Annotated in this window: 23 protein-coding genes; 16 read left to right on the top strand and 7 right to left on the bottom strand. The window is 69.8% G+C overall.

Translation table 11 applies throughout. The annotated features are described in order from the left end of the window. Window positions 1-97 precede the first annotated feature (97 nt). The 10 genes from pruA to CED_RS12595 all read left to right on the top strand — a co-directional run bounded on the left by pruA (window position 98) and on the right by CED_RS12595 (window position 10539). Window positions 98-1840: an L-glutamate gamma-semialdehyde dehydrogenase gene (pruA, locus tag CED_RS12640; RefSeq protein ID WP_235187055.1), complete on the top strand. Its 1743-nt coding sequence runs from the start codon at window positions 98-100 to the stop codon at window positions 1838-1840. A 105-nt stretch (window positions 1841-1945) separates the two neighbouring features. Then, entirely contained in the window at window positions 1946-2182 is a 237-nt protein-coding gene (locus tag CED_RS26190) for a hypothetical protein (protein ID WP_011437208.1), read from the top strand. Window positions 2183-2260: 78 nt separating this feature from the next. Continuing rightward, window positions 2261-2839: a DUF5134 domain-containing protein gene (locus CED_RS12630; protein WP_108913494.1), complete on the top strand. Its 579-nt coding sequence runs from the start codon at window positions 2261-2263 to the stop codon at window positions 2837-2839. Window positions 2840-2939: 100 nt separating this feature from the next. Then, window positions 2940-3632, top strand: a complete 693-nt coding sequence (locus CED_RS12625; RefSeq protein ID WP_035910760.1) for an AIM24 family protein — start codon at window positions 2940-2942, stop codon at window positions 3630-3632. 383 nt (window positions 3633-4015) lie between these two features. Then, window positions 4016-4495: a bacterioferritin gene (gene bfr / locus CED_RS12620; protein WP_035910756.1), complete on the top strand. Its 480-nt coding sequence runs from the start codon at window positions 4016-4018 to the stop codon at window positions 4493-4495. Window positions 4496-4885: 390 nt separating this feature from the next. Continuing rightward, window positions 4886-5497: a superoxide dismutase gene (locus CED_RS12615; protein WP_011437204.1), complete on the top strand. Its 612-nt coding sequence runs from the start codon at window positions 4886-4888 to the stop codon at window positions 5495-5497. Window positions 5498-6627: 1130 nt separating this feature from the next. Next, window positions 6628-7134 carry an alpha/beta hydrolase gene (locus tag CED_RS12610; protein ID WP_232235043.1) on the top strand — a complete coding sequence of 169 codons (507 nt, stop codon included), beginning with the start codon at window positions 6628-6630 and terminating at the stop codon, window positions 7132-7134. A gap of 191 nt (window positions 7135-7325) precedes the next feature. Beyond that, complete coding sequence (locus CED_RS26185) at window positions 7326-7721, top strand: hypothetical protein (RefSeq protein WP_011437202.1); 396 nt, start codon at window positions 7326-7328, stop codon at window positions 7719-7721. A 20-nt stretch (window positions 7722-7741) separates the two neighbouring features. Beyond that, complete coding sequence (locus tag CED_RS12600; protein ID WP_235187054.1) at window positions 7742-9394, top strand: hypothetical protein; 1653 nt, start codon at window positions 7742-7744, stop codon at window positions 9392-9394. A 344-nt stretch (window positions 9395-9738) separates the two neighbouring features. Beyond that, the gene (locus tag CED_RS12595) at window positions 9739-10539 is read left to right on the top strand and encodes a glutamate ABC transporter substrate-binding protein (RefSeq protein ID WP_235187053.1); all 801 of its coding nucleotides are present in this window, start codon (window positions 9739-9741) and stop codon (window positions 10537-10539) included. 102 nt (window positions 10540-10641) lie between these two features. Here the strand turns inward: CED_RS12595 and CED_RS12590 are convergent, their stop codons facing one another. The 3 genes from CED_RS12590 to CED_RS12580 all read right to left on the bottom strand — a co-directional run bounded on the left by CED_RS12590 (window position 10642) and on the right by CED_RS12580 (window position 14754). Next, window positions 10642-10860, bottom strand: coding sequence for a hypothetical protein (locus CED_RS12590; protein WP_035731883.1), 219 nt, complete (start codon window positions 10858-10860; stop codon window positions 10642-10644). A gap of 254 nt (window positions 10861-11114) precedes the next feature. Further along, a complete protein-coding gene (locus CED_RS12585; RefSeq protein ID WP_235187052.1) occupies window positions 11115-13349 on the bottom strand; it encodes a serine/threonine-protein kinase in 2235 nt (744 codons plus the stop codon). A gap of 358 nt (window positions 13350-13707) precedes the next feature. Further along, window positions 13708-14754, bottom strand: a complete 1047-nt coding sequence (locus tag CED_RS12580; protein ID WP_035910747.1) for a siderophore-interacting protein — start codon at window positions 14752-14754, stop codon at window positions 13708-13710. Window positions 14755-15059: 305 nt separating this feature from the next. Here CED_RS12580 and CED_RS12575 point away from each other — a divergent pair, with 305 nt between their 5' ends. Then, entirely contained in the window at window positions 15060-15809 is a 750-nt protein-coding gene (locus CED_RS12575) for a helix-turn-helix domain-containing protein (protein WP_011437196.1), read from the top strand. Window positions 15810-15811: 2 nt separating this feature from the next. Next, complete coding sequence (locus CED_RS12570; RefSeq protein ID WP_011437195.1) at window positions 15812-16528, top strand: SRPBCC domain-containing protein; 717 nt, start codon at window positions 15812-15814, stop codon at window positions 16526-16528. 102 nt (window positions 16529-16630) lie between these two features. On the opposite strand, the gene CED_RS12565 is transcribed toward CED_RS12570, so the two are convergent. Both CED_RS12565 and CED_RS24300 read right to left on the bottom strand, forming a co-directional pair. Continuing rightward, on the bottom strand, window positions 16631-17833 hold the full coding sequence (locus CED_RS12565) for a PLP-dependent aminotransferase family protein (RefSeq protein ID WP_011437194.1): 1203 nt from the start codon (window positions 17831-17833) through the stop codon (window positions 16631-16633). Between the two features lie 193 nt (window positions 17834-18026). After that, window positions 18027-18170: a hypothetical protein gene (locus CED_RS24300; RefSeq protein ID WP_160172385.1), complete on the bottom strand. Its 144-nt coding sequence runs from the start codon at window positions 18168-18170 to the stop codon at window positions 18027-18029. A 410-nt stretch (window positions 18171-18580) separates the two neighbouring features. On the opposite strand from CED_RS24300, the gene CED_RS12560 reads away from it, so the two are divergent. After that, window positions 18581-19648, top strand: a complete 1068-nt coding sequence (locus CED_RS12560; RefSeq protein WP_011437192.1) for a CoA ester lyase — start codon at window positions 18581-18583, stop codon at window positions 19646-19648. Then, window positions 19645-20586 carry a CoA ester lyase gene (locus CED_RS12555; protein ID WP_011437191.1) on the top strand — a complete coding sequence of 314 codons (942 nt, stop codon included), beginning with the start codon at window positions 19645-19647 and terminating at the stop codon, window positions 20584-20586. The genes CED_RS12560 and CED_RS12555 overlap by 4 nt, the downstream gene beginning before the upstream one ends. Before the next feature lie 173 nt (window positions 20587-20759). Here CED_RS12555 and CED_RS12550 read toward each other — a convergent pair whose 3' ends face one another. Beyond that, window positions 20760-22058 (bottom strand): MFS transporter, encoded by a 1299-nt coding sequence (locus CED_RS12550; RefSeq protein ID WP_011437190.1) that lies wholly within the window; start codon window positions 22056-22058, stop codon window positions 20760-20762. Between the two features lie 158 nt (window positions 22059-22216). After that, window positions 22217-23362 (bottom strand): CdaR family transcriptional regulator, encoded by a 1146-nt coding sequence (locus tag CED_RS12545; protein WP_035910744.1) that lies wholly within the window; start codon window positions 23360-23362, stop codon window positions 22217-22219. 239 nt (window positions 23363-23601) lie between these two features. Between CED_RS12545 and CED_RS12540 the strand changes: the two genes are divergently transcribed. Then, window positions 23602-24090 carry a 2,4'-dihydroxyacetophenone dioxygenase family protein gene (locus CED_RS12540; protein ID WP_063613429.1) on the top strand — a complete coding sequence of 163 codons (489 nt, stop codon included), beginning with the start codon at window positions 23602-23604 and terminating at the stop codon, window positions 24088-24090. Window positions 24091-24334: 244 nt separating this feature from the next. Then, window positions 24335-25375: an AraC family transcriptional regulator gene (locus CED_RS21540; protein ID WP_023840753.1), complete on the top strand. Its 1041-nt coding sequence runs from the start codon at window positions 24335-24337 to the stop codon at window positions 25373-25375. Window positions 25376-25594: the final 219 nt, after the last annotated feature.

The following is a 25594-nucleotide window of genomic DNA, read 5'->3' as shown; positions in this document are numbered from 1 at the left end:
CGGGCCTGGGACGCGGCGGGCCTGGGATTATGGGCGGGCCTGGGACGCGGGCTGGTTGGACGGGGGACGGAGCGTGCGACGGGACGAAGCAGAGCGCGTGGCGACCGGACCGGTGACGGTTCCGGTCGCGCGTAACGAACCGACCCGTTCCTACGCCCCGGGTAGCCCGGAACGTGCCAGTCTGCGGCGGGCCCTGCTCCGGCTGGGCGGNGAGCACATCGAGCTGACTAACACGATCGGGGGACACCAGCATCTCGGCGGCGGCCCGGCCCGCGACGTCGTGCAGCCTCATGCATACCGGCGGGTGCTCGGAACGCTGCGAGAGAGCACCCACGCGGACGCGGCCGCGGCGGTCGCCGCGGCGAAGAAGGCCGCCCCCGGCTGGCGGGATCTGGGTTTCGCGGGACGGGCCGCGGTGCTCCTGCGCGCCGCGGAGGCGCTCGCCGGCCCGTGGCGGGACACGCTGAACGCGGCCACCATGCTGGGCCAGTCGAAGACCTGCCAACAGGCGGAGATCGACGCCGCCTGCGAGCTGATCGACTTCTGGCGGTTCAACGTGATGTTCGCCGCCGAGTTGCTGGCCGACGTGCCGGCCAGCGGGATCGGGGAATGGAACCGGCTGGATCTGCGTCCACTGGAGGGATTCGTCTACGCGGTCAGTCCGTTCAACTTCACCGCCATCGCCGGGAACCTGGCGACCGCGCCGGCGTTGATGGGGAACACTGTCGTCTGGAAGCCGGCTCCCACGCAGGCGTTCGCCGCACATTTCCTGATGCGGCTGCTGGAATCGGCGGGGTTGCCGCCCGGCGTCATCAACCTCGTCGGCGGTTCGGGTGAACCGGTCAGCGACGTGGTGTTCTCCGACCCGGATCTGGCCGGCGTTCATTTCACCGGTTCTCCCGCCGTCTTCGCCCGGCTGTGGCGGGCGGTCGGCGAGAATCTGGACGGCTACCGTTCCTATCCGCGGATCGTCGGGGAGACCGGTGGCAAGGACTTCGTGGTGGCGCATCCCTCGGCCGACGTCGACGTGCTGCGTACCGCGCTGCTGCGGGGGTCCTTCGAGTACAGCGGCCAGAAATGCTCGGCGGCCTCCCGGGCGTACCTGCCCGCAAGCCTGTGGCGGCGCCTGGACGCCGAACTCGCCGCCGCGACCGAGGCACTGTCGGTGGGGGACGTCAGCGACTTCGACCATTTCACCGGTGCGGTCATCGACGCGCGCGCCTACGATCGCCTGGCCGCCGCGTGCACCCGCGCTGCCAGCGATTCGACCGTCACCGTTCTCGCCGGGGCACAGTGCGACGACGCTGTCGGCTGGTTCGTCCGGCCGACGGTGCTGCTCGGCACCGATCCCGGGCGGGAGTGGTTCACCCGCGAGCTGTTCGGCCCGATCCTGTCGGTTCACGTCNACGACGACAACCGGCCAGGTGCCTGGGACGACGTGCTGACACTGATCGATCGGACCTCGTCCTACGCGCTCACCGGTGCCGTCGTCGCGACCGACCGCTCGGCGATCGCTCGCGCCGAACACGTGCTGCGCTTCGCGGCCGGCAACTTCTACGTCAATGACAAGCCGACCGGGGCCGTGGTCGGCAGGCAGCCGTTCGGCGGCGCTCGCCGTTCCGGTACCAACGACAAGGCCGGTTCCGCGCAGAACCTGCTGCGCTGGGTCAGCCCACGGGTGATCAAGGAGAATCTCGCTCCGCCTGCCGACCACGTGTATCCCCACATGGGGCCCGGGGCCTTTGGCGCGTCCGGCGGTGGCGCGTCCGGCGGCGGTGGCGTGGGTGGGCTGCCGGACGACTCCGCCGGGGGTCCCCCGGCCCCTGACCGTGCCCCCTGACTGCGCCCCGTGTCCGTGCCCCCGGAATCCGGTAAACGCGCAGACGTTTCCCTGAGAGGATCTTAGACTGATATTCCTGATTGGTCCGCTACCCCGGGAGGCGACATGTCCGGATCTACTCATGGGCGTCACATTTTGACCTTCTGCGGAAAATGCAACTGTGGTTGCCCGGAGCTCTTCGTCGACCACGAAGCTCCGGCGGAGCGGCGCATCGTGCTGACCGACGACTTCGGCCAGCGGATCCAGATGAGCGTCGAACAGCTCCAGGCNATCATCGACGAGGCCCGTGCCGGCAGCATCACCGCACTGGTCGATGCCGAACTTGCCCTGGGCGTGAGCTGACGTGCGACGTGCCGTAACTGGACGGGAGCCCGCGGATCGGGGTGTCACCGGGTGGGGTCGGCGGGGGCCGTCGGATCGGTGACACACCACCACCCGGCAGCGGCGCACGCACTGGCCCCACCGCAGGCGGTGGCCGTCGTTGCCGCGGCCGTCTGCGCGTTGCTGGCGATGTTCCACGCCGGACGTCTTGCCGGCGCGCTTGCGCGAGCCCGGCGGAGGGCCGTGTACCCACCGGTCGAGATCGGGCACACGGTGGTGGCCGCGGGAATGGCCGTCATGTTCGTCGGCCCACGCTGGATGACGTCGTCGGTGGTGTTCGCCGTCGCCTATCTGGCGCTGGCCGGCGTCTTCTTCCTCCTTGTCCTGACGGACCCGACCTGCGAGCCGTCGCGGTGGTCCTGTTGCTCGATGCTCGTCATCGAGGGCTTGGCGATGGCGTGCATGGCCCGGGCGGGCAGGTGGCCGGTCGATGATTCGACCGGTCTGACGAATCTGACCGACTGGTTCGCGGTGATCTTCGCTGCGGCGGTGGTGGCTGCTGTCGGTGGCCCGCTGGTCCGCAGGGTCAGGCCGGGCTGGGTGACCCACCCGCCGCCGGCGACATCGGCCGCGTCCCGGCTGGTCATGGCCGGCGCGATGCTGCTGATGCTGCTCTGACGGACGGGTGCCGGTCCTGACGGGCGGCTGCCGGTCTACCCGCCTTATTCCCGTCGGTATTCCTACCGGTGTGGCCCGAACGGGTATGGATGGGCGTTGAATGGAGGCCATGAGCCAGCCACTCGCCACCTTCGCGGGGGGCCCCGCCGCGGGCCCCCCGTTCGCCCTGGAAGAGGGCGATCGCATGCTGCGGGTACGCCTCGACGGCGGCGAGATGTACGCCAAGCAGGGATCCATGGTGGCCTATCGCGGCCGCGTCGACTTCGCCTACAAGGGCCAGGGAGTCGGTGGATTCCTGCGGCGGGCGGNGACTGGTGAGGGCCAGGACCTGATGAGGGNGGCCGGCCACGGAACCGTCTGGTTCGCCGAGTCCGGAAGCCACATCTCGGTCTTCACGCTCGACAACGACAGCCTGACGGTCAACGGCCGCAGTCTGCTCGCGCTGGAGTCCGGCATCCGCTACAAGGTCACCACGACGTCCGGCGGCATCGGCGCCATGATCGCCGGTGGGATCTTCAACACCGAGGTTTCCGGCAGCGGCGGCGTCGCCGTGCTGTGCCTGGGCGCTCCCCTGGTGTTGTCGACGGACGAGCCGGTCTGCGTCGACCGGGATGCCGCGGTCGCCTGGACGGCGGGCGTGCGTACCCGGGTGGTCTCCTCGTTCAAGATAGGCAACCTCGTGGGGCGTAGTTCGGGGGAGCTCGCGCAGATCGAGTACTCCGGTCGGGGGGGATTCGTCGTCGTCCAATGTGGTGAGACGCCGGCCGCCGGGACCGGCACCGACCGGCACTGAACCGACTGCCGGCAGCGTGCCGGCAGGGGCTCGTCTGGTCGGGCGAAGTCGCTGCGGGGGAATGACGCCATGATTATGACGGTTCGTCGCACGCTGCCCGCACGCTTCCTCTGTGCGGGATTTCTATCCTACAGTAAAACTTACCTGCACTTACGTTCATGCGGATGTGAGGGGTCCGGGTTCAGGTTCGCTGCGAAATCCGTATCCGTGTGATGTGCTGTCCGCTGGAGGTTCCGCCCGTCGGCTCGCGCGGACCGTCGGAGGTCATCGCCGCTGGTTGAGGCGCCACGACGGGTCGATCAAGCGGCGTGGGACGGGGCACTCCCTCGGTGTGATGACGAACGACGTCCGGCCGGCGATGCCCGACGGGAGGTGGAGGTTATATGGTGACGCGTGGTGACGCAGAAATCATCGAACTTCTGAACAGCGTGCTGACGAACGAGCTCACGACCGTCAACCAGTATTTTCTGCACAGTCGTATGCAACGTAACTGGGGATATCGACGGATCGCCGAGCACTATTATCACGAGTCGATCGACGAGATGAAGCACGCGGATCAGCTCATCGAGCGGGTGCTGTATCTCGGCGGTCTGCCGAACTTGCAGCGTCTGCACACGCTGCGTATCGGGGAGACGGTGCCCGAGCAGCTCGAGGTGGACCGGTCCGGGGAGTTCGAGGCGGTTGACCTGCTGCGCCGGGGGGTCGCACTCTGCCGGGAGCGGGGCGNCGTCGGATCGGCCGTGCTCCTCGAGCGGATCCTCGTCTCCGAGGAGGAGCACATCGACTGGCTCGACGCCCAGCTGGAGCTGATCTCCCAGCTTGGTGCGGCCCATTACCTCGCCCAACAGATCCATGAGGAGTAGCGGAAGGTAGTGGATGGTGGCGATGAATGGCGGAGTAATCCCGTTTTCGTTTCCTCGTCGTTACGCACCGTTGTTGGCGATGTGAACGGGCCGATCCTTTGAGTGTCATGGTGTCGGGTCTCGCCATGCAGGACCNATCCGACTGGCGATAGTGTCCAGTCGGGGGGATCGCGCGGAGGATCGCAGCAGCGAAGCCGACCGTCCACAGGGTGCCGTTGAGGCGGTGCCGCGGGAGAGGGGAGGGGCGAGCCGATGAGCATCGCCAGGTTCTGTCCGCCTCCTCCGCCCCGGGTGGCCGCCGGCTCCACCGCACCGCCCATCTGACCTCCGAGAGCTCCACGCGGGGACTCCTCGGATGAATTCCTTATGAATGGAAAGGATCGTGCGCTAGTGGCGACGTACACGCTGCCGGACCTGAACTACGACTACGGTGCTCTGGAACCGTCCATTATCGGGCAGATAGTCGAACTGCACCACGACAAGCACCACGCGACCTACGTCAAGGGTGCCAATGACACCCTTGAGAAGATCGCCGAGGCGCGCGACAAGGGCGACTTCGGTGCCATCGTGGGCCTGGAGAAGACGCTCGCCTTCAACCTTTCCGGGCATATTCTCCACTCGATCTACTGGGAGAACCTCTCGCCGGACGGCGGGGACAAGCCGGACGGTGCGCTCGGTGAGGCCATCGCCGCCGACTTCGGTTCCTTCGACGCCTTCAAGGCGCAACTGAACGCGGTGACCACCACGGTGCAGGGTTCCGGGTGGGGCGTCCTGGCCTACGACGCCACCGCGCAACGTCTGCTCATCGAGCAGGTGTACGACCACCAGGGCAACGTCGGCGTGGGCAACACCCCGCTGCTCGTGTTCGACGCCTGGGAGCATGCCTGGTACCTGCAGTACAAGAACGTCAAGGTCGACTACGTGGCGGCCCTGTGGAACGTCGTCAACTGGGCCGACGTGGCCGCCCGTTTCGTGAAGGCCAAGGGCGCGGCGGCGGCCTGACCGTGCGGGCTGGTTCCCCGAGGCACAGGACCGTGCCCGGAGAGCCGAGATAGTTGATCATCAAACGTGCGCGAAAAATGTGTACGGATCATGACAAGGGCAGCGCCTCCGGCGGTGCCCTTGTCGTCGTTTTCCGGTGTTTCGGGGCGGGGGCCACGAGGTCCGGTCACCGGCTTCGCGGCCGGCTTCCCAGCTGACCTTGCCGCCGGTCCGGCCGACCGGACACCTTTCGGTCGACGTCACGTCAGCGTCTGGTCGGCGTGTCGTGGAGTGATGTACGACACGCCGTGAACGGCTTGACGGCTTCCCTTCCCGCTACGCAGGGTAGTAGACATGTTCGTGGACGTGCTCCGGCCCGATCGACGCCAGTCCGAGATCCTCCCGTCGCCGTCGTCCTGGCGACGTTGTCGCTGATCTGCCGGCGGTCCCGAGCCTGCCGGCGGTCCCGAGCCGAGCGATCCGTCCCGGCCGCGGGCGGCCAGCGGTCCGGCATCCTCCGCAGCCCGATGAGCTCCTGACGTTCGCCGGCAGGCGACGTGCGGCAGCCGCGTGTCCCTCCGGTCGCCGGGCCGTCGGACCGATCATCGGCGGGCCGGACACCTTCCCTCTCCCACTCTTCAAGCCTTCTCCGCGTCCGCGAGCTTTCACCGCGTCCTCAAGCCTTCTCCGCGTCCTCAAACCCTCACCGCGTCCTCAAATCCTCACCGAGTCTCCGAGGCGAGATCAACGATTGATGTCGCCTCGACGCCGCGCACGCGGCACGTCCGGCCCGTCTGCCGCGACGATCCGTTTCGTCCGAAGGAGATCTGGCGCCGATGCCGTCGCCGACCACTCAGTTGTCCGTCGATGNTCCACGGATGGCCTCGCCCACCTCGCCCACCTCGCCCACCTCGTCCGCGGCGGGCAGGCAGTCCCGCGCCCGCACCATCGTCGGTCCGCAGCGGGGCAACTCCGTCGTGCCGACCGCAGGCAGGCCGGCCGCGACACCCATCGCACCCATCGTCTCTCCGGCGTCGATCGTCTCTCCGGCGTCCACCGCCGTCCCGGCCGCGACCCCGGTTCCGTCGACGCGTCGGCTCCCGGCGGCCTCTCCCGCCTCCGGAGGGGCACCCGGGGAATACGTGCGTGCCGTGGTCGCGGTGCTGCTCGGGCGCGGTGAGCAGGCCGGCCCGTTCCACCTTCTCGCCGATCGGCTCGCGCTGGACGGCTACCTGGTGACCGTCGTTCCCGACGGTGGCCGCCGGGTGCCCGCGGTGGCCGAGAACCGGGTGCCGGGTGTCCCGTTCGTCCTCCTCGGTTCCGACACGGGGGCCCTCGCGGCGCTGGCGATGGCCGCCTCCCCCGCGGTACGTCCCGACGGTGTGATCATGGTCGGCCTGCCGCTCCTGCAGGTTCCCGTCGCGGGGGTGGCCATCGAGGAACCGTTGCCGCGTGCCCTGCCCGACCTCCCGATCCTGCTCATCCACGGTGCGCAGGACGAGGTCAGCCCGCTACCCCTGATCCGGATGACGACGCGCACCGCGTCCCGGGCGGAGCTCGTGGTCGTCCCGGGCGGCCACGACGTGCTGACGGGTCCGGGGCGTCGCAGCGTCGCCGCGCGGACCCTGCTCTTCCTGGAGTCCCTCCGCGAGGCCTGACCCCGGCGGGTCTGCCGGCCCGGGGAGGGCAGCGGGTCGTGATCGTCGCCGCCCGCATACTCGGCATGGCCGTTCGGCCCACTCGGTAAGGGCCGAACGGCCAGCCGGGCGTGACATCCGGCGGATCGGCTGGTCCGTCCCGGCAGGGCACTGCTGACGACACCGCCGCCGGACCCCCGCGGGTCCTGAAGATGCCCAAACCCGTCGTGGTCGGATCCGTGGACCTGCGACGGCGACAGGCACGGGAAGACGCCTGCCAGACCGAGGTGGCCCTCAACCGGCGGCTGGCGCCGGACGTGTACCTCGCCGTCGCGGACGTCCGCGACGAGGCCGGCCTCCTGCGTGATCACATGGTCGTCATGCGTCGGCTGCCCGTCGCGCGCCGACTGACGACGCTGGTCGAGCGGGGCGGGTGGGTTGATCCACAGCTGCGAGACCCCGGTGCGGATCGGTGCGGATCGGTGCGGCGGGCAGCCTGGCGGCTATGCAGGCTCGCTGGCTGGACCTGCTGCGCGCCGAGGAACGTTCCCGCCGGTTCCGGCGATACGAGCCCCTCGTCGTTGCTTAGAGTAATCGGATCGGGGTGAAGCGCGTACGCTTAGTTGCTGTGACGGCTGTAACGTCGCTGCCGCCCACGCAGAGTGGGGGAGCCTCCCCGGCCGGTCGCCGAGCGACCGCGCGTCGTCGCCGTGGCGGTGGGGAGCCCGGTGGCCCGGGCGGCCCGCGAGCGCGGTGGGGCACGCGGCTCGCGCGGGCCGTGCTGGGCATCGCGGCGCGATGCGACGCGGGTGTCCGGCTCGTCGGGCTGCTGGCGTTTCTCGTGGTCGCGCTCGCGTTGTTCGGGTTGACGCTGCACGGAGTGGTCACTCATCGGCTGGACGCGACCGACGGCCTGGTGAGTCGGCACGGCCGAGCGCTCGCCACGGCTCAGGAGCTGCGGGCCGCCCTCTCCCAGGCGGATGCCGCCGCGGCGGCGGAGGTCTTCGCGCCCGTCGAGCTTCTCGTCGGCAGGGGAGAGTCCGCCGCCGAGCTGCGGCAGCGCTATGATCGGATCAAGAACGGTGGGCTGTTCGAGGCGAGTGTCGCCGATGCCGCCCGTGACGTCCTGGACCTGCGCCGACTAGACCCGGCCCTGTGCGCCGCGGACCCGCCCTGGTCCGACCCCGCGGCGCCGCCACCCGGACCCGACGGCGCAGGGACCCGGCCGTCGTCCGGGCGGATCGCCTCGTCGTGCCCCCTGGACGTGCTTGCCGGCGGCATTCCCGTCTACAACGGGATGGTCGAACGGGCCCGGGCGAACAACCGGGCGGGGCTGTCCGTCGGCGAGGCCAACCTGCGGGCCGCCTCGACGATGATGCGCACGGAGATCCTTCCGGCGACCGAGGTGCTCGTCGCCCGGTACGCCGACGCGGTGGACACCGCCTACCAGCAGGCCACCGGCTCACGGGGGGAATGGGCGATCGTGATCACGGCCGCCCTCGCGATCATCGCGCTCGTCGGCGTCCAGCTGCTTCTGGTCCGACGCACGAACCGACTGGTCAACCCGGGCCTGCTGCTCGGCACCGGGTGCATCCTGGCCACGGTCACCTGGACCGCGGTCGCCTTCGGGACCCAGCAGACCCGTCTTGACACCGCGCAGGACTCCGGGTATCGACCGATGAGCCTGCTCGCCCGATCGAAGACCCTGGCTCTGGAGGCACGGGTCGATGAGAACCTCTCGCTGACGGCGCTCGGCAACGGCACCCGTTTCGACGAGCACTTCGCCTGGGTGACCCGAGGCCTCGGCTTCGACGTGACCGGTGACCGCCTACCGCCCGAACCGGTCACCCGTCGTGGTTCACTCGTCGTCGCCCTCGACGCGCGCGGGGGGGCCGGGATACCGGCGGGACTCGAGAGCGATCTGCGCTCCTGGCTGCGTAGCCGGGCCTCGGTGGTGGCTCTGCTGGCCTCGTCACCGGACTCGGTCGTCGCGGCCGCGCGAGGACCGGGAGACGCCGGCTCCTCCGTCGGGGACCCGCGTTCCTCCGACACGTTCGGACAGGCGGTGACCCGGACCCTCGGGCCGGGCACGACGGCGTTCACCAGCTTCCTCGGCAAGCTCGACGTCGCGATCGACGCCGCCCGGGGCAGGTTCGAAGGAGATGTCCGCCGGGCCGCCGCGGCGTTGNGCGATCTCGAGCTGGCCGGCCCGGCACTCGTCCTCACCGCGATCGTCGCGGCCGCGGCGGGGATGTGGCCCCGGCTCCGGGAGTACCTGTGAGCCCGCCCGGTCGGACCGGGCGCCGGACCGGGCGCCGGACCGGGCGGACCACCCGCCGGCACCCTTCCATCCCGACGGGGGCAGTGGGCCCGCTGCTTGGGGGGATCCTCGTTGGCTGCATGGTCCTCGTGGGCGGTACGGGCTGCAGTACCGCCCGTAGCCCCCTTCCGCTGGAGGCCGCCCCGATGCCGCCATCACCGGTGCCGGACGCCGAGCCCACGCGGGCGTCGGCGGAATCGGCCAACCCGGATGGAACCTGTCGCCGGGATGGCAGACCGCTCCGGTCGAGCGAACCACCCCTCACCCCGATGCCTCCCCCCGGCCGGATGCCGGTGGGCAGCCGCATGCGCGCGATCGCGCGGGACCGCGGCTACCTGCGCGTGGGCATCGCTACCGACGCGCCCCCGGCCGGGTTGATGAACTGGCGCACCCTGCGACTGGAGGGTTTCGACGTCGGCATAGCCCGCGCGGTCGCAGCGGCCATCTTCGGCGCCGAGCGGGTCGACGATCATGTCCAGTTCCGTGCCGTCACCACCTCCGAGCGGGAGGACCTGCTCCGTTCCGGCATGGTCGACATGCTCGTGGCTACCATGACCATCACCTGCGAGCGCAAGCGGCAGGTCCGGTTCTCCGACGTGTACTACGAGTCGACCCTGCGGTTGCTGGTTCGGGAGAACGCCGGGTTCCGCGGTATCGCCGATCTCGTCGGACGGCCGGTCTGCTCGTCGGCGGGGAGCACGTCCAGCGAGAAGCTGGCGCGGCTGCCGGCGCCGGGACCCCGACCGGTGACCCGGGCCCGCCTCGCGGACTGCCTGGTCGCGCTCCAGCACGGTGACGTCGACGCGATCGCCGGCGACGATGTCCTCCTCGCCGGACTGGCCGCCCAGGACCCCTACACGACGGTGCTCGGGCCGAGCGCCTTCGGCGCGGACTTCGAAGCCGGCGGCCGGCTCGACGAGCCCTACGGTATCGCCATGCCGATCACCGGGGACACGGCGGGAGACGACGAGTTCGTCGCGTTCGTCAACGGCGTGCTTCGCGAGATCATGCTCGACGGANCCTGGTCCCGCCTGTATGACGAGTGGCTGCGACCGGGCCTACGCGTACCCGGCCGCCCCCCGCTGCTCGACGGTGGCCGTCCCTGACCGGGCCGTGAGCTGGCGGGCCGGGCGAGCCACGAGATCGAAACCGGTGATTCATGATGAATGACGCGCACCCGAGCCCTGGTGCCCGAGCCCCGATGGTTGTCACAGTTCGGACGGTAGACCGACAAGCCGTGCGCCGGCGTCCCAGAGCTGGTTGCAGCGCGCGACGTCGGTGGTGTGCGATGCGGTTATGACCGTCTCGTGCCGGACGAAGAAACGCCCGCTGACACCATTGATTTCGGGACTGGTCGCGAGCCATGCCGGCGTATCGGCACCGACGTCGGGGCCAGGCCTGAACGGATCGAGCATCGCGCTGAACACCCGCAGTGCGCCGCGGGAATCTCGGCCGAGTCCGTCTTGCTGATAATGCCCGGATGAGCGCCGTTCACCGTGATGCGGGAGCCGGTGAGCCGCCGACCACGACGAAGCGCGCTGGCCGGTCACTCATGGGGCCGATCAGCGAGCGCAGCAGCAGGTACGGCGCGAGATGGTTGGTGGCCAGGGTTCGCTGGATACCTTCGGAGGNGATATCGCCGAGCTCCACAGCTCAGTGCCTATGAGCAAGGAAGCCACCGTCAGAGCAGCGTGCGGGGCCGGATGCGGTTCGCCTGGTCGACGAGGCGGACCCGGCTCGCCCGGTCACCGGCCAACCGGGCCATCTCCCGGTAGGTCTCGGCCAGCCCGAAGCGGAGGTCCCGTTCCACCATGACCCGACTGAGCAGGGTCGGTGGNCGGGGCGCATCCGCGGCCGGGTAGGCGGCCGGGTAGGTCATGACGAGGGCCAAGGCGGCGGTGAACAGGTCACGGTGCAGTTCGGCCCGGCGTCGTTCGCCCAGGTCGAGCCTTGGATCGGCCAGTATCGTCGCCGCCCGATGCAGGGCCGCCGATCCCGAGGCCGCGCGGTCTGGTCGGGCGGCCAGGCCGACGAGCACCCCGATCATGCGGATCCGCGACGCGGTGTAGGCGGCGGACGACGGAGGGACCCGTAGATAAGCGTCGATCTTGTCAGTCGGATCGGTCCGGCATCGGGCCAGCCCGAACGCCGCGCTGGTCGTGCTCGGATCGATGGTGGAGACGACGTCGAACAGGGCCGCGGCCCGGTGCCGGGCCGCGTCACGTTCAGGCGCGGTGTCCGCGGTGTCCGCGGTGGTCGCCACGTCCGCGAGTGCGGTCGCGAGGGCGAGGCGCGGAGCGAGCTCCCCGGGGACCCGGGAGTAGACCCGGTCGAACGCCGCGGCGGCCACGGCCGGTCGTCCTCCGACGAGGGCATGTAGGCCCCGGTACCAGTCGNCCCGCCATTCCCGCGGCTGCTCCACGGCCGCGTCGTCCAGGGTGCCCGCCGCCTCATGGAGCTGCCCGGCCCGGATCTGGGCGCGGGCCAGGGACAGCCGCACCTCGGTGGTCCTCGGGACGATCGCCGCCAGCCGGGTGGCCAGGGAGGCCGGTTCCTCGTCCGAACCGGCGGTCAGTCCGGGCGCCCATGGATCGTCCTGGTCGATCCGCAGATCGGGGAGGACCTCCCACCATGCGGGGGTCCCGGCGGGCCCCGCCTCCCCGGTGGGGTGCCCGACGGCGTCGAACCACCGGCTGGCCAACGGGGGGACCGGCCCCTCCGTTCTGGCCACGATCTCGTAGAGCACCCCCACCAGTTCGTCGGCGAGCTCCGTGGTGCTCTGGAAGCGCTGGTCGGGATCGGTCGCGGTGGCTCGGCGCAGGAGCCGGTCCAGGGATTCGAAGTCCCGCAACGGGGCATGGGCCCGGCGCGGCGGCAGGGCGTGCCGGTAGGCGCCGAGGAAGCCCGGGAACCGGCCGAGGACGAGACGGGCCAGGGTCCGGGCGACGGCGAAGATGTCGGTGGTGACCGTGGGCGCGGTGCGCGCGATGCCCGCCGGGCGTTCCCCGTCGTCGTCGAGTTCGGGGGCCCGGTAGCCGGGCGTGGACAGGTATCCCGACACGCGGTCGTCGAGCCGGCGCGCCCCGCCGAGGTCGATCAGTTTGACGTCCTCGGCGGTGACCATCACGTTTTCCGGTTTCAGGTCGCAGTAGACCAGCCCGAGGCGATGCAGATGCCCGAGGGCCGGAAGCACCCGCAGCAGGTAGCGGATCACGTCGGCGGCCGACGGCGGAGCCGACCGCCCGTCCGGTCCCGCCACCCCGACCTCGGCCAGGCCGGCCAGGGACACCCCCGGCACGTACTCCATGACGATGTAGTCCTCGCCATGGTGGGTGACATAGTCGAGGATCTTGACGATGCCCGGATGGGACACCGTGGTCAGAATGCGCCGCTCTCCCTCGGCGATCCGACGCGCCTCCGGGTTCGCCGCGTCGAGCAGGCCCTTGAGCACCACCCAGGCCCGCACGCCGTCGCCGCCGAGGTTGTCGTCGGTCGCGGCATACACCCAGCCGAGCCCACCGTGCGCGATGACGCCGTGCACGGTGTAGCGGCCGACCCGTTCGCCCGGTCGCAGCTTGACGGTGAACGAGTAGCGGTGGCCGCATCCCGCGCAGCTGCCTTCCAGGGCGACGCTCTCGTCCTGCTCGTCCTGCTCGTCGTGGCCCGGCCGGGCCACGGGCGCGCCGCACCCGGCGCACTCCCGAAGGCCCGTGGGAACGCTGGGCGCGTCCAGGAGGGGCGGGGTCGAACCGGGAGGCGGGCCGACCAGGTGTGGGAGCCGGAGCGGATCACGGTGGGCGCCGGGCGCCGGGAACCGCCGGGGTAGCGCGGTCACCCGGGGAGCCGGCAGATTCACCGACCCGGATTCCCCGACGATGGGAGGCCCGGCAACGGGTCTCGCGCTGTCCTCCGTCATGGCCCCTCTTCGCCAACGGGCACCATTCGCGTACCGGGTCCACCCGCCACCGTGCCGTCATTCCCCGACGGGTCGTCCCCGAGCCGCCGTCGTCCGGTCCGTTCGTCGCCTTGTCCGTGCGACGGCTTGTCGGAATGCCGTGGCGCGGTGGATCCCCGTGGTCGGGCGGTGTGCGCTGGTACGCGACCAGCCTGCCATGCGGTCGGGTTGTCCGCCGTGACGGAGCCCGGTTGCATCGGCTACGGGTTGTTTGGAGAGCGAGTTTGGCGGGCGAGGGCCCTGGGACGCGTCCCACCGAAATGCCGCGCCCACGATCGGGTGGTCGAGGATCGGGTGGTCGAAGCCGGTGCCGACCCGGTCACCGCCGGCGCTCGACGGCGCGGGCCTTCACGGTCGCCCCGAGGCCGCGCGCGGTGGTTTCGGCACGCTGCTTCAGCGGCCCGAGGGTGCGGCGCAGCCGATCGATCCGTCCCTCGCCGCCACGGGTGACATCCGCCGCCTCGCCCTCCCCGTAGTCATGATCGGGATGGTCCGCCGCACCCAGCCGCCAGTAGCCGCGGGTCGACAGGTCGGCGCGGTCCAGCCCCGCGGCGAGCAGGTGACGGCGGATCCGGCGTACCGCCGTGGCCTCGCAGGCCACCCAGGCCGCGGTGCCGGCGGGCAGGGGNACGGCCTCGACGGCCTCGGCCAGCAGCGTGCCGGGAACCCCGCCGTCACGGTGCAGCCAGGTGACGGTCGTCGCGGGGGNGACCGGGAGAGCCCGTCGGCGGCCGGCGTCGCGAACCTCCGCCACCACGGTCACCGGTACCCGAGCGGGCAGCCGTTCCAGCACCGTCGCCAGCGCGGGCAGGCCGGTCTCGTCGGCGGCGAGCAGGTGATGCGCGGCCGACGTCCGCACCTCGTATCCACCCCCCGGTCCGGCGATGGCGAGATGGTCACCGGGCCGAGCGGTACCCGCCCACCGCCCGGCCGGACCCTCGCCGTGCAGGAGCATCTCGATGTCCAGTTCGAGGGCCTCAGCGTCGAACCGGCGCGGGGTGTAGGTCCGCACGATCGGGCGGGGCGTACCCGCCGGGAAGACGGGTCGTCCGTCCGGCCCCCAGCTCGGAACGGTCGGTTCGGTCTGCCCGTCGGCAGGCAGGAAGATCTTCACGTGCTGCGCGGCCCGGGGCAGCGCGAATCCGGCCAGCGCCGGCCCACCGAGCGTCACCGTCACCATGTCCCCGGTGAGCGGGGTGACGCGGACGACCCGCAGCCGGCGCGGGGCCGGCCGGGCGCGCCGCGGCGCGGGCCGGTTTTCCGCCGACGTCGACGGGCGGCCGTCGCGCCCGTCCGGTAGTCCGGTCGGGTGGGGCGTGGATGGTGGCGTGGATGGTACGGAGGAGTCCGGCCCGAAGGTCGACATCGGTTCTTGCGTCCTGTCTCTCGTGACCGCGGGCTGGACTGGTCCTGGCCCGCACGGACGGGCTTCAGGCCCGAGACGGGGCTGTCCCGACCTCCGCGAGCCCGGGTGGCATTTCAGGACGAACCTACGCCCCGCCATTCGGGCGATGACTCGCGGAGGGGCGCGACGGTCGTTCCGTACCTGCTTCGGGCCTGCTTCGGGCCTGCTCCGGATCTGCTCCGGATCTGCTCCGGATCTGCTCCGGATCTGCTCCGACATGATTGTCCTCCTTGACAAGGAAAATTTTCGGCAGGACGATGAGGCGCATGTTGGAGGTCGCAGTGATCGATGACCCGGCCGCCGCGGGGGCCGCGCTCGACCCGGTCCGGGCGAGGTTGCTGGCCGCGCTCGCGGAGCCGGGTTCGGCCAGCACCCTGGCCACTCCCGTGGGGCTGTCACGTCAGCGGGTCAATTACCACCTGCGGGCCCTGGAGCGTCACGGGCTGGTCGAACTCGTCGAGGAACGCAGAAGGGGCAACTGCACCGAGCGCGTATTACGGGCGACGGCGGCCTCCTATGTGATCTCGCCGACCGCGTTGCCGGCGGTCGCCCCGGATCCCGGCCGGTCGCCGGATCAGCGCTCTGCCCGATGGCTGCTCGCGCTCGGTGCCCGGCTGGTGCGGGAGATCGGCGACCTCCTCACCGGTGCCACCGCCGCCCGGCAGCGGCTGGCGACGTTCGCGATCGACAGCGAGATCCGGTTCGCCTCCGCCGCGGACCGCGCCGCGTTCGCCGCGGAGCTCGGGGAGACGGTTGCCGCCCTCGTCGGCAGGTACCACGACACCACCGCTGCGGGCGGGCGCTCCCACCGTTTCGTCGTCGCCCTGCACCCGAGCGTCACGCGGCCCGAGCGGGTGGCTGTCGGGTCCAATGCGGGATCCGAGGCGGGAGAGGGCATCCTCGGCCTCGGCACCGCCGGTCCCACTGGCATCGACGGTCCCACCAGCGCAGCCGGCCTTACCAGCGCAGCCGGTCCCACCGGAACCGATGGCCCCACCGCAACCAAGGAGAACTAGAGATGTCCCGTGGGTTCGAGATCCGCCGCGAGGGCGTGCTGCCCACCTCCCCGGAGGAGTACTGGGACGCCGTGACCACCGGTAACGGCGGATGGCTGTGGCCGATGGAGTTCGAGCCCCGCCAGGGTGGCGCCGCGCCCTTCGGGGGCACGGTCACCGTCTGGGATCCGCCGCACCACCTCGTCACCCGGGTGGAGGGTGCGGATGGCTGGTTCAACCAGCTGGAACATGTGATCGAGGGCCGGGACGGCGGCACGACCTCCTTCCGCTACGTCCACAGCGGGATCTTCGTCGACGACTGGGAGAACCAGTACGACGGCGCCAGCCAGCACACCGACTTCTACCTGCACACGCTCGGCCAGTACCTGCGGTACTTCAGTCGCCGGCCGGTGACCTACGTCGCGGCCGACGCGCCGGCGTCCTCAACCGCGCCGGACGCGTTCGTCCGGCTGCGCCGCGAGCTCGGCGTCGCCGACGAGGTCGGCCAGGGCGACGCGGTGCGCGTCACCCTCCCGGGCATCGACCCGCTGGACGCCGTGGTCGACTACCTGCATCCCCACTTCCTCGGCCTGCGGACCGGCGACGGGCTGTACCGCTTCTTCGGCCGCAACGCCTTCGGCGCCCCGATCGGCATCGCCCTGCACCTGTTCGCCCCCGGCGCCGACCAGGCGAAGACCACCCAGGCCTGGACCGACTGGCTACAGGACGTGTTCGCCTAAGCGCCTTTGCGGCGGTCTCTATCGTTTCGTCGGTCCCCGCCGTTTCGTCGATCTCCGCCGACTCGTGTCGGGCCGGCACCGGCACCCGGTCAGGGATGACGGTCATACTCCGAACGCCCGTGCCAGCCGCGTCAACCCCTTCGTGATCTCCACCGGCGGGTGCGTGGTGAAGGACAGGCGCAGCGTCGCGGGGTCCGGCGGCCCCGCGAAAAAAGGAGCACCGGGAACGTAGGCCACGTCGTGCTCCACCACGCCGGGCAGCAGGGCGGTGGCGTCGTGACCATCGGGGAGGCGGGCCCAGACGAACATGCCGCCCTCGGGCCGGTTCCAGCTGCTCCCGGGCGGCAGCGCCCAGGCGAGCCCGTCGAGGAGCGCGTCGCGGCGTTCGCGGTAGGCGGCGCACATCCGAGCAATGTGCAGGTCGGGGTCGGCGTCGGCCAGATACCGGGCGGCGGCGGCCTGATCGACCGTGGAGGTGTGCAGGTCCGCGGCCTGCTTGGCGATCACGCAGGCCCGCCGCAGCATGGCCGGGGCCCGCAGCCAGCCCAGTCGCATCCCTGGGGCTATGATCTTGGAGAAGCTGCCGAGCAGGACGGTGCGGTCGGCGGCGTCGGCGAACGACGCGATCCACGGCTCCCGCGTGCCCTGGAAGCGCAGCTCACCGTAGGGGTCGTCCTCGACGATCCACAGGCCCTGCTCCGCGGCCACCCGGGCGACGGCCGCGCGGCGCGCCGCGGACAGCGTCCGACCGGTGGGGTTCTGGAAGGTCGGCACCAGGTAGAGCAGTCTGGGACGCTCGCGGGCCACCGTCTCCGCCAACCGGTCGGGGAGGATCCCGTGCTCGTCGGTGGGGACGGGCACCACCCGGGCACCCGCGAGGCCGAGGCACTGCAGGGCAGCCAGATAGGTCGGATCCTCCACGAGGACCGCGTCACCCGGCTCCACGAGCGTCGCCGACAGCAGCGTCAGGGCCTGCTGCGAGCCCGTCGTGATCAGCAGGTCGTCCGCTCGGGTGGGCAGGCCGCGGCGCGCCAGGCGTTCCGCGACCGTCTGGCGCAGGTCCGGGTCGCCCTCCGTGGCGGAGTACTGCAGCACGCGCCGCGGCTCCTCGGTGAGCACCCGGTCGTAGGCGCGCCGGATTCCGTCGGCGTCGAAGAGCTCGGGAGCGGGTAGACCGCCGGCGAAGGAGATCACCTCCGGGTGGGCGGTCAGCGCGAGGATCTCCCGCACTGGCGAGGTGCGCACGGCGCCGGCTCGGGCGGCGAGACCGGGCACCGCAGCGGCGGGTGGAGCGGCGTTGGTCATGGCGGCTCCTCGAACTCCTTCTCCGGGTTCTCCCCGACGTACACGACCACTCGCCGCCAACCGCCGGGACGGCCGTACAGCGGCGTTCCAGCCTGTGGACTGTGCTTCCCGCATCCTGGACTTTCTGGCGATCATAGCCATCGGCGCCGGTTTACGTGGCCGCCCGCGACTCCGAGCAGGCCGAGCAGCACGTTCACCAGGAATATCGAGTCCCACCAGAAGTGGTCGAGCAGGACACCGGCGAGGACGGGCCGCCGGCCAGCCCGGCACCCGCGGACGACGAGAACAGCGCGAACGCCGACGCCCGGGCCGGACCGGGGATGGCAGAGGTCATCATGCCCCTTCGTATCGGGCGCAGACGATGTCTCCGATCGGGCTGGTTGAGGGGAGGCTGGTTGAGGGGGCTGCTCGTGAACAGGCACCGAACGCCGACGGTGTGGGTAAGACGTCCGCACGGAGAAAGCCAGACTGCGGACCTGGACGGAATGGCGACGGGGNATTCTCCTGTCGCAGTGGTTTATGCGGAACTCATGGAACAGAAATAGAGCGCCCGGATCGCAGAGAATGCCTGCCGACTGGACCATGACCTCGACGGTCGCGATCGGGCGGGAGATGATCAGGGGAGCGTGTCGGACATCAAACTGATACAGTCCGGCGGAGTCGGGCGTCGTCGACGCTGAGTGTCGCGCTGGTCGCCGGGAGCCGGTCACCCGGCACCGGCCAGGGTTCCTTCCCGGGAGATTTCACATGCGCAGCGCCAAGGATTTCTTCGCTCCCCTCGCCGTGGGGGCGCCACCCCCGCCTCGCGAGATCCCGTGGCGGCCNTCCCGGATGATTCACTTCTTCGACCCGAGCAACGAGAAGATGGCGGCGAAGCTGCCGCAGATCATCCCCCGGGTCGACGTGCTGCTCGGGAACCTCGAGGACGGGGTCCGAGCGGACAACAAGATCGTTGCCAGGGAGAACCTGATAAAGATCGTCGACGGCGCGGACTTCGGTGAGACGCAGTTCTGGATCCGCCTGAACAGCCTCGACTCACCCTGGGGGCTCGACGACCTGCTCACGCTCGTGCCCGCCATCGGCGAGAATCTCGACGTGGTGATGGTGCCCAAGGTCCAGGGGGCGGAGGACATCCACTATGTGGACCGCCTCCTCGCCCAGTTGGAGGCGAAGGCCGGCCTGTCCCGGCCGGTGCTTGTCCACGCGATTCTGGAGACCGCGCGAGGGGTCGCGAACGTCGAGGAGATCTGCGCGGCAAGTCCCCGCATGCAGGGTCTGTCCCTCGGCCCGGCGGACCTGGCGGCGGACCGGCGGATGAAGACAACCCGTGTCGGCGGNGGGCACCCCGGCTACCTGGTACGCCAGGATCCGCGGCCGGACGACCCGGCGGCTGTCCGAGCCACGTTCCAGCAGGATCCCTGGCACTACACGCTCGCCCGGATGGTAGACGCCTGCGCGGCGAACGGGATCATGCCGTACTACGGGCCGTTCGGTGACATCGCCGACGTCCTCGCCTGCGAGGACCAGTTCCGCAACGCGTTCCTGCTCGGGTGTGTCGGGGCGTGGTCACTGCATCCCGTTCAGATCGACATCGCGAAGAAGGTCTTCAGCCCCGAGCCCGCGGATGTCGAGTGGGCAAAGCGCGTCGTCGCGGCCATGGGCGACGGAACGGGTGCCGTGATGGTGGACGGTACGATGCAGGACGACGCCTCGGTGAAGCAGTGCCGGGTCATCCTCACTCTCGCCACTCGCCTCGCCGCCCGGGACGCGCAGCTCGCGGCGGCCTACGGACTACCCGCGCCGGAGGCACGATGACCGGCACCGCGGCCGCGGGTTCCCCGGGTTCCCCGTCCGCGGGCCGCCCACCCGCCGCGTACCGTCCGCGGCGTTCCGTCCTCTACATGCCCGGGGCCAACGAGCGCGCCATGGAGAAGGCCAGGAATCTGCCGGCCGACGCGCTCATCCTGGACCTCGAGGACGCGGTGGCGCCCGTCGCCAAGGAGCGCGCCCGGGAGCAGGTCTGCGCGGCGGTGGCCGATGCCGCCTACGGCCACCGGGAGGTCACGGTTCGCGTCAACGCCCGCGGCAGCTCCTGGCATGCCGACGACCTGCGCGCCGCGGGACGGGTGGGCCCGGACGCCGTCGTGGTGCCGAAGGTCGAGTCGCCGTCGGACGTCCACGCGATCGAAAAAGGGCTCGAAGCGGCCGGCGCGCCGGACCGCACCATGATATGGGCGATGGTGGAGACACCTGGTGCCATCCTGCGCGCCCAGGAGATCGCCCAGGCGTCGCCGCGGCTCACCGTCCTCGTGATGGGCACCAACGACCTGGCCAACGAGCTGCGTGCCGAATTCGTGCCCGGCCGCGCCCCGCTGCTGACCGGCCTGGGGCTGTGTCTGCTGGCCGCGCGCGCGAGTGGAACCGTGATCCTCGACGGTGTCTACAACGACATCCGCGACGCCGACGGCTTCGCGGCGGAATGCCGCCAGGGCCGCGAGATGGGCTTCGACGGTAAGACGCTTATCCACCCCAACCAGATCGAGACGTGTAACCGCACGTTCTCACCCACTGAGGCCCAGGTCGCGCAGGCCGCGGAGATCGTGCGGGTCTGGGAGGAGGCGCTACGCGAGGGCCGCGGAGTGGCGACCGTCGACGGCCGGCTGATCGAGAACCTGCACGTCGACAACGCGCGCCGGATTCTCGCCGTCAGCGCGGCCATCGCGGGTCTGGCCGACGGCCAGGCGGCCTCCTGACGGTGACCGTTCTGGCGGTGACCGTTCTGGCCGCTTCGACGGCTGTAGGGATGCGACAGCCCCTCCACCGCGGTGGAAGCCACCGCGGTGGAAGCCACCACCGTTCCCTGCCAGCGTGATCCGGACGCTCGGACGCTCGGACGCTCGGACTCGCGGGCGATGTCTCCTGTCGGTCAGTGCAGGGGCCGGTGCGCGGTCTCGGGGAGCCGGCTGAAGACCACGGTGCTGACCAGGGCGACGGCGGTGACGTACCAGCCGAAGGAGGCGGCGTGGCCGATGTCCACGAGGTAGGTGGCGACGTAGGGGCCGGTGCCGCCGAAGAGGGCGACGGAGAGCGCATAGGGGAACCCGATACCGGAGCTGCGCAGGCGCGCCGGGAACAGCTCGGCGACCACCGCGCTCGAGATGCACGACCAGCAGGCGAGGAACACCAGCCCCATGATCTGAACCAGGAGCAGTCTGGTGGTCGAGCCGTCCAGTAGGGCCAGCATCGGAACCGTGCCGACCACGAAGAAGGTGCCGAAGATGAGCAGCATCGGCCGCCTGCCGACGCGGTCCGAGATCGCTCCGAAGACCGGCTGCAGGGCGAGGAAGATGGTCAGCGCGACGACACCGGAGAGCAGGCCGTGCTTGAGGTTGGAGCCCACCGTGATGTTCGCGTACGTCGGCAGATAGGCGGTCCATACATAGAACACCAGGGCCGGGGCCGCGGTCAGCCCGAACACCTGGAGGGATTCCCTGGGGTGCCGGCGGAGGAACTCGAACATGTCGGCACGACGGGCACCGGCCGGCTCGTCCGCCGTCTGGGTGAGGGTCTCCTTGGCGTGCGTCCGGATCCACATGCCGACCATGGCCGCGACCGAGCCGAGCAGGAAGGGGATCCTCCAGCCCCAGCTGGTCATGTTCTGCGAGTCCAGCGTGCTGGCGAGTAAGGCGCTGATCCCGATCGCCGCCAGGTTGGCCGAGGTCGCACTGATGTAGAAGAAGCTCGAGTACAGTCCCCGACGGCCAGCCGGCGCGGACTCGATGAGAAACGCGCTTCCCGCGGCATACTCGCCCCCCGCGGAGGCACCCTGGATCAGCCGGGCCAGCAGGAGCAGTGCCGGGGCGGCGACCCCGACCTGCTTGTAGGTGGGGGCAAGCCCGATGATGAGACTGCCCAGGCCCATGCCCATAATCGTGGTGCTGAGCGTCCTGCGGCGGCCGATCCGGTCGGCGAGAATCCCGAGGATCAGCGCTCCGACCGGGCGGGCGAAGAATCCGACGGCGAAGATCGCTAAGGTCGACATCAGCGGCACCAGGCTGCCTCCCGGGCTGGCCGGGAAGAACTGCGTGGAGAAGTACACCGCAAGCATCGAGTAGATGTACCAGTCGAACCATTCGACGGCGTTGCCGACGGAGGCGGCCAGGAGCTGCCGATAGTGGTTGGTCCGCTCCCGGAGGCCGGTTGTTGCTGTCATCGAAGCGGTCATGGGTTGCTCCCCTGTTGGGCGGGGCCGAGACCACCAGCTCGGAACGTCGAGCTCTGATGGGCCCGGTAACGGGTACGAATTTCCAACAGGATGTGGCGTGCGACACATCGAAGGCTACGGGCGGGATGCCAACGCGGCGCCCTTCGCTTCGTACGCGGCTACGAAACCGGCGGGGCTGCCGTCTCCGCATGGAAGGCCCAGGACAGTTCCACCAGGGTGTCGGTGTCGTCCAGGGACCGCCCGGTCAGCTCCTCGAACCGGGCTAGTCGGTAGCGCAGCGTGTTGACGTGTACATGCAGCGCCTCGGCGGTCCGCGGGATGTTACGGCCATTGGCCAGGTAGCAGCGGAGCGACTCGACGACTTCCTCCCCGAACGCACNGGTGTCCCGGAGCGGCTGGAGGTAGCGGGCCCGCATCAGTGCGGTCACGTCCGCCGCACGCGGCACGGCCACCCGCCAGCCGAGGCTCTCGAGGGTGTGCACGCCCTCGTCGTGGCGCAGTCGGGCCGCGGCCAATACGTCGTTGGCCACCGAGAAGGACGCCGCGACCCGGCCCAGCGGCCCCTCGGGCCCGGCGGCGACCAGCAGCCCCGGGACCGCGGGTGGCGGCCCCGACACGATCCCCACGAGCCGGCCTTGGGAGGGCACCAGGAGCAGGACCATGTTGCTGCGCCGGCACCCCTGGTTGATCAGGTTGAGGGCCTGGTCCAGCTCCGCTTCCGACAGGGTGGCAGTGCACACCGCCCGCAGGCGTGTGTCGCGCCGCACGTGGTAGCGGATGCACCCCTGCTCAATCTGCGTCGGAGACAGGGTGCCGGCGAGCAGCCCGGCGAGCCATTCGTCCCTGCGCCTTCGGTCCGCCACCGCATGCGACAGGCCGTACTCACGGTAGGCGCTCGCCGCACGAGCGGAGAACACGTCACTCAGCTTCCACAGCAGCGAGGTGAGGGTGAGCGACTCGGGGTGGTCGACCCCGAACTCCTGGGCGCGATCCACCAGCCGGTCCTGGATACTCGCTATGCAGATGCGGAAGCCGCCCATGATGTCCTCGATCGGCACGCCCTGCCGGAGCCGTTCCAGCGTTGTGCGCTCGGCCTGCCAGATCTCCGAGCTCGGCGGCACGACGCCCGCCCGCAGGGTGCGGCACGCCAGCACGACGTTGCGGTGGATGCTCGTCACCAGCGCCTCGGTCGGGACCACCTCATAGGCCGGGATCTCGCGCCGGACACGCTTGATCGTGGGATCCACCAGTCCCTCGTCGTGTTCCAGCGCAGCGGTGAGTTCTCGCACACGGTCGTCGGACATCCGCATCATCAGGGGATTATCCTGCCCGGCGGTGTCATCGGCACCCCGGTCCGCGCCCCGATGGCGCGCGTGGCACCCGCGCTTGTCGCGTATGTTCAGGGATCTGTCACCGCTGTTCTATCTCGGATCTTTTGGTGGGTCCAGAATCAAACCCTACCGCTCGCCTAGCCGNCTGTTCCCCGCCGGATCCAGACGATTCCGAAGGCAGGGATCGACGACAGCCACCCGAGGAGATGCAGATGACGACACTGGTCAATCCCCTCCAACATTTCGCTCCAACGTACACGGGAGTCGATGATCTTCCCTGGGTTCCGTTCACGCCTTACACGAACGAGGTGGAATTAAAGATCCTTCATGTGGATCTGGTCAAGAGCGAGACGCAAATGCTTCTGCGGGCGCCGGGGGGAGCTTCGCTGGGTGTGCACGACCATTATGGCCGCGTGCTTGTCTACACCGTTCGAGGGAAATGGCGGTACGCGGAGCACGCCTGGGTGTCGGGGCCGGGTGACTTCGTGTACGAGGTCGCCAACAGCAGGCACACGTTCATTGTGGAGCCTGACGAGGGCATCGAGGTGTTCATCTCGGTTGAAGGAGCTATTGCTTTCCTCGGCCCAAGCGACGAGATCATAGGCATCGAGCAGGCCCATACGTTCGCCGAACGATACAACGAGTACTGCAGGAAGCACGGGATCATACCGGTTGACCTGACCAGCTTCGCCCTCTCGTAGCCAGTCGGTTGGTGGGGCCGGTGATCACGCTGGTCCCACCAGTAAGCCTTGCGAGTCCCACCGGCCACCCTGGCCACCCTGGTGAGCCTTGTGCGACCCTCGCCTTCGACGAGTCGCCAGCCGGTCGCTATTCGTACACCACGAGCGTGGATTCCGCTATCGCGACTTACCTGGGCTTCCCCCACGTCTTCCCACTGCTTATGCTTGCGGGCGCGGCGGCCCAGGTTCCCGGTAGGAGGCCATCATGCGAATCTACGAGACGTACGACCTCGTCGATGTACCCCATCGCGACCGTCCTGGACGCTGGGAGGAGATCCTGGGCAGCGCGGTGACGCCATTCCACACTGATGTTCCTCCAGGGCGATTACCCTACCGTGCCTCGATTGAGCGTCGCTGGTTCGATGACATCGCGCTGCTGGATATCGCATGTGATCCGTGCAGGGGTGAACGTAGTCGAAATCTGATCAGCCGGACCAGCGAGGACAATATCGCGATATTCTTCGCTACCGCTGGGACTGAACGGCTTGCCATCGAGGACAAGAAGATTGTTGTCACTCCAGGAAGCTTCGTCATCTGGAACAGCATGCAAAAGGTGCGGTTCGAAGTTGTCGAGCACTTCCGCAAAATTACCCTGGTAATCCCGAGAGTGGCGCTGGAAGAGGTCTTGGAGAGCCCGTGGTTGGAAGCCGACCTCGTGGTGGATGTGAACGCTCCCGCGATTAGGTTGTTGCGCAGCTATGTCGCATCACTTGCCGGCCTCCCGCACGAGGTTCCCGCCCCCACCATAACGGCGGCCCGCAACGCGGCATTGGAGCTGGTGGCCGCGGCGGTGCGCCCCGAGGCCACGTTCACGAGTGCGATCACTGGGGAAGCGCTGCGGCTCGCAGTGGAACGCTGGATAGCTCGAAACCTTGGCCACCGCGACGTCAGCGCCGCCGCGGCGGCCGCTGCGCAGTGTGTGTCTGTCCGCACGCTGCAGCGCAGCTTCGCCGCGACAGGAAACAGCTACAGTGCCGTCGTCCGCTCCCAGCGACTCGCACGAGCCCGCCGGGACCTGATCGAGGGATCATGCTCCATTCAGGCGATCGCCAGCCGTTGGGGTTTTGCGGACACGAGTCACTTCTGTCGAGAATTCAAACGGCTGTATGGTGCGACGCCGACTTGTTACCGTGATTCGGTCGCCTTACCGTTCGCCCACGTGGGAGATCCCGATTTTCGGGACAATCCGGACGGTGGTACGCAGCCCTCCAGAACCGCGTCCCGGACCTCCAGGCCGCATGACTGATCGTGTCGTCCGTCCGGCCGGCACTGGTCCCGGATGTCCAGGACGGGCCGGACCGGCGGCGGGGCAGGTCGGGTCGGATCAGGTCGGGTTGGGTCGGTTTGGATCAGGTCGGGTTGGGTCGGATCAGGCGGGGCGAGCGGCCGGTTGGCCCAGCCAGCGTCGCACCAGACCGGTCAGAAGCAGGATCACGGCCGTTCCGACCACTTCAATGATCACATT

The sequence above is a fragment of the Frankia sp. CeD genome (assembly GCF_000732115.1).
Lineage (GTDB): Bacteria > Actinomycetota > Actinomycetes > Frankiales > Frankiaceae > Frankia > Frankia casuarinae.
This window is presented reverse-complemented; position numbering and strand designations above follow the sequence as displayed.

What these genes read in the sequence shown, in the direction of transcription:
- CED_RS12550 (WP_011437190.1), bottom strand. Translation starts at nt 22,058, where the DNA reads ATGACCGCTTCGATGACAGCAACAACCGGCCTCCGGGAGCGGACCAAC.
- CED_RS12555 (WP_011437191.1), top strand. Translation starts at nt 19,645, where the DNA reads ATGACCGGCACCGCGGCCGCGGGTTCCCCGGGTTCCCCGTCCGCGGGC.
- CED_RS24300 (WP_160172385.1), bottom strand. Translation starts at nt 18,170, where the DNA reads ATGATGACCTCTGCCATCCCCGGTCCGGCCCGGGCGTCGGCGTTCGCG.
- CED_RS12570 (WP_011437195.1), top strand. Translation starts at nt 15,812, where the DNA reads ATGTCCCGTGGGTTCGAGATCCGCCGCGAGGGCGTGCTGCCCACCTCC.
- CED_RS12565 (WP_011437194.1), bottom strand. Translation starts at nt 17,833, where the DNA reads ATGACCAACGCCGCTCCACCCGCCGCTGCGGTGCCCGGTCTCGCCGCC.
- CED_RS21540 (WP_023840753.1), top strand. Translation starts at nt 24,335, where the DNA reads ATGCGAATCTACGAGACGTACGACCTCGTCGATGTACCCCATCGCGAC.
- CED_RS12575 (WP_011437196.1), top strand. Translation starts at nt 15,060, where the DNA reads ATGTTGGAGGTCGCAGTGATCGATGACCCGGCCGCCGCGGGGGCCGCG.
- CED_RS26185 (WP_011437202.1), top strand. Translation starts at nt 7,326, where the DNA reads ATGCCCAAACCCGTCGTGGTCGGATCCGTGGACCTGCGACGGCGACAG.
- CED_RS12540 (WP_063613429.1), top strand. Translation starts at nt 23,602, where the DNA reads ATGACGACACTGGTCAATCCCCTCCAACATTTCGCTCCAACGTACACG.